The sequence below is a fragment of the Luteibacter sp. P4_E6 genome, from assembly GCF_056401535.1.
Genome location: NZ_JBFUJE010000493.1, coordinates 1 through 2,892 on the forward strand (window position 1 = coordinate 1; position 2,892 = coordinate 2,892).

Annotated in this window: 5 protein-coding genes; 2 read left to right on the plus strand and 3 right to left on the minus strand. The window is 61.8% G+C overall.

What is annotated here, in order from left to right; genetic code table 11:
• Together AC1DT2_RS19715 and AC1DT2_RS19720 are read left to right on the plus strand one after the other, a co-directional pair.
• A partial coding sequence (locus AC1DT2_RS19715; RefSeq protein ID WP_477298172.1) for a hypothetical protein occupies positions 1–566 on the plus strand: 566 nt, incomplete at its 5' end.
• Between the two features lie 77 nt (positions 567–643).
• A complete protein-coding gene (locus AC1DT2_RS19720) occupies positions 644–1,177 on the plus strand; it encodes a hypothetical protein (RefSeq protein WP_477298174.1) in 534 nt (177 codons plus the stop codon).
• Between the two features lie 165 nt (positions 1,178–1,342).
• Here AC1DT2_RS19720 and AC1DT2_RS19725 read toward each other — a convergent pair whose 3' ends face one another.
• From AC1DT2_RS19725 to AC1DT2_RS19735, 3 genes are all read right to left on the minus strand, one after another.
• The gene (locus tag AC1DT2_RS19725) at positions 1,343–1,705 is read right to left on the minus strand and encodes a hypothetical protein (protein ID WP_477298176.1); all 363 of its coding nucleotides are present in this window, start codon (positions 1,703–1,705) and stop codon (positions 1,343–1,345) included.
• Positions 1,706–1,899: 194 nt separating this feature from the next.
• Complete coding sequence (locus AC1DT2_RS19730; protein WP_477298178.1) at positions 1,900–2,229, minus strand: hypothetical protein; 330 nt, start codon at positions 2,227–2,229, stop codon at positions 1,900–1,902.
• A 112-nt stretch (positions 2,230–2,341) separates the two neighbouring features.
• Positions 2,342–2,892 (minus strand): glutathione binding-like protein (locus tag AC1DT2_RS19735; RefSeq protein ID WP_477298180.1); only part of this gene is annotated, 551 nt, incomplete at its 5' end.

A 2,892-nucleotide genomic window follows, 5' to 3' on the forward strand; every position in this document is an offset into this window, starting at 1 on the left:
CGGTAACGGGGCAGGCCGACGACGCGACTTGCAACAGGATTCAGGGGCAAGCTTTTATTGCAGAGTTGCAGCAGCCGGGTCAGGTCAGGATGCACACCGAGGCTCGTGTATCCCAGATCGCGACGCCTTCGCCCGCCATGGCCGCGTACGAGTCACCGATGCAAGACACCGTGTCGCGGGCATCCGTGCCGGCAATGTTGGCTCAGCCCTCCCGCAGCGACCCACGCAATCCGAACAGCGCCGATCACGCGCTCTACAATAAATTGCAGAGTTGTCTCCCGGATGCAGCCGAAGAGCGCCTGATGCAGTTCACCGCTGCGTGCCACCGGCACCGGATCAACGCTGGCAACCTCAGCGGTCTGCATATGGACTACGACAGCATGACGTTGACCATCGGCTCGCATGGTTTGACGGCGACGCCCGCCGTGGTCGACATGAGCACTCCCCCGCCAGAGTCCGAGCAGTCGATCAGGCAGATTCAACAATTCGATCAGCAGATGGATCAGATCGCGCAGCAGAGTCAGGAGCGGAGTGCGCAGATGGCGCAGCAAGGGCCGGTGATGTGACGTTCTGCAAGGGCATCGCCGATGAATCGGCTCCCACAGTTCGACAGTGTGTATTTACAGGATCAAGGAAAGTAACCATGTCAGATAGGCGCATCACAACGACACTCCTGTTTCCGGCGCTCGCCCTATTTTGCGCAGTCGCTCAATCAACACCTTTACTGTCGGCCGCGGCAGATCTGCCGGGCACTGCGGCGACCGACATGAAGGGACTATCGAAGGCCGACACCAAGAAATACGCGGCATCGCATTTCATAGGCTTTTACACCGTCAACGGCAGCACCGCGGGGGATGTCTGTCGGGCTGAAGGTATCGATCTGACGGCATACGTGCGTGCTTTTCAGTTTAAGCACAGGACGGAACTGGCTCAGGCGAACAGGATTATGAGCGCGTCCGGCATCTCGACGGAGAAGATGGCCGCGGTAGCCGATGGTAAGCAACCGGAACTCGAAGCCACGGTTCGTCGGACAATGCTCGATCTCGCGGTAGCACTTGGAGGGAAGACGGTCGCCGACGGCTGCGCTTATGTTGCTGCGCACGTGGTTGACGCCGTCTCTGCTCAGTCCTTCGCGGAGCAGAATCCCGAGGTCGAAGAAGTCCTCATGTCTGAATAGACGTAAATACTCAAGCCGTAGTCGGTAAGGCCAGGCTTCGGCTCCAGTAAGGCAGGCCGGGATCGCTCCTGGCCTTGCCTCAATTCAGCCCCAGCCGATCAATCGTTGCCGCGAAGCGCTTGGCCGATCAGAGGCAGGCGATGTGAACGACGTAGGCAGGATCCGTCAGCCCCGGATCTGGACGGTCGTCTCTGCCGAGACCTTGTCTCCGAAGCCCCCGCCGTTCTGAACCCACCGCGCCTTGACATAGCGAGGCCCGGTGCCCAGGCCGCGAAGCTTCTCGGCAGGCACAGGCACGTCCACGGAGTTGACCTTCGTCGAGCCACCGAGGAGGGCTTTGCGCGCAGTGACTACCGCAGTGCCCAAGACCTCGTTGCCGAACCCGCCAAGGATCTGCACTGTGTCGCCCTCGTGGAACCCAGACCACGGGCCTACCGTGAAAGTGGCGCTTCTGGCGTTGGCTGCGAGTTCGCCGTTCGGAAGGGTCGGTGGCGGCAATGCCTCGCGCGAAGAATTGATGTAGCTCATGGTTTGCACTCCCTGCAATGCGACGTGCCATACACGCCGTCGCTTCAATCTATTCGCGTCAGGTGCTCGCGCACATAGGCAATGCGTTGTAAGTGCGCCTACCGCAATTCGGCAAGCTGCAAGCCATGCCATTCAACAAGCAAAAGAAAGGCCGGGATCGCTCCCGGCCTCTACTTCTCAACGATGCTTAGCGCTCAGTCGTCGCTGCGCAACGCATGACGAATCAGGAGAAACGTCCCGATAGCCGCGGCGGCGATACCGATGGTGACGCCCGGATTACGACGCACCTGCTTACGCAGACGACGGTACTGATACGTCGCTTCATCGGCGAGATCTTCGGCCAGGTAGCGAACCTTCTGGCTGCTGCCGCTGTTGCGCTTGGCGAACTTGTTGGTGACGCGACGGGTGCGCTCGAGCAGGTCGCTGCCTGCGCCGGTCGCCTCATCCGCGTAGTGGCGAACGCGGCCGGAGACGCCGTTGACGGCGCTTTCGACCTGCTGCGCGAACTCACGATTTCTGCTCATTGGATGGCTCCCTCTCAAGCGTTGCTGACGGGAACCGACTTTGCGGCCCGGGTCGTGAGGGTCGTGTAAACAGGCAAGTGCCCGATTGAACAGGGATTCAGGCTCGTCGTTATCACGCGAAATCGTACTTGCCGCCCTTGGTGAGCGCCGCCTGGTAGGCCGGGCGCGCGTGGATGCGCTCAAGGAAGGCGTGCAGCTTCGGCCGCGATGCGTCGAGACCGCCCCGGCTGGCCGCGGCCTCCAAGGGGAAGCTCATCTGAATATCGGCCGCTGTGAACTCATTGCCCGCGAACCACTCGGACTTGCCGATTTCGCTCTCGAGGTAGTCCAGGTGCAGCTTGAGCTGGGGGTCGACGAAGGCCTTCTGCGCGCCCTTGGCGAGCATCCGGGCGACCGGCTTGGCAAAGAACGGCACCGGCGCCGTCTCCATGCGGACGAAGACCAGCTTGAGCAGCAAGGGCGGCATCGCCGAACCCTCTGCGTAGTGCAGGAAGTAGATGAAGCGCAGCCAGTCGGAGCTGCCGACGGCAGGCTTCAGGCGGCCCCGTCCGTAGCGCTCGAGGAGGTATTCGACGATGGCGCCCGACTCGGCCAGCGTCACCTCGCCATCCTGGAGGATGGGCGACTTGCCGAGGGGGTGGATGGCGCGTAGCTCCTTGGGCG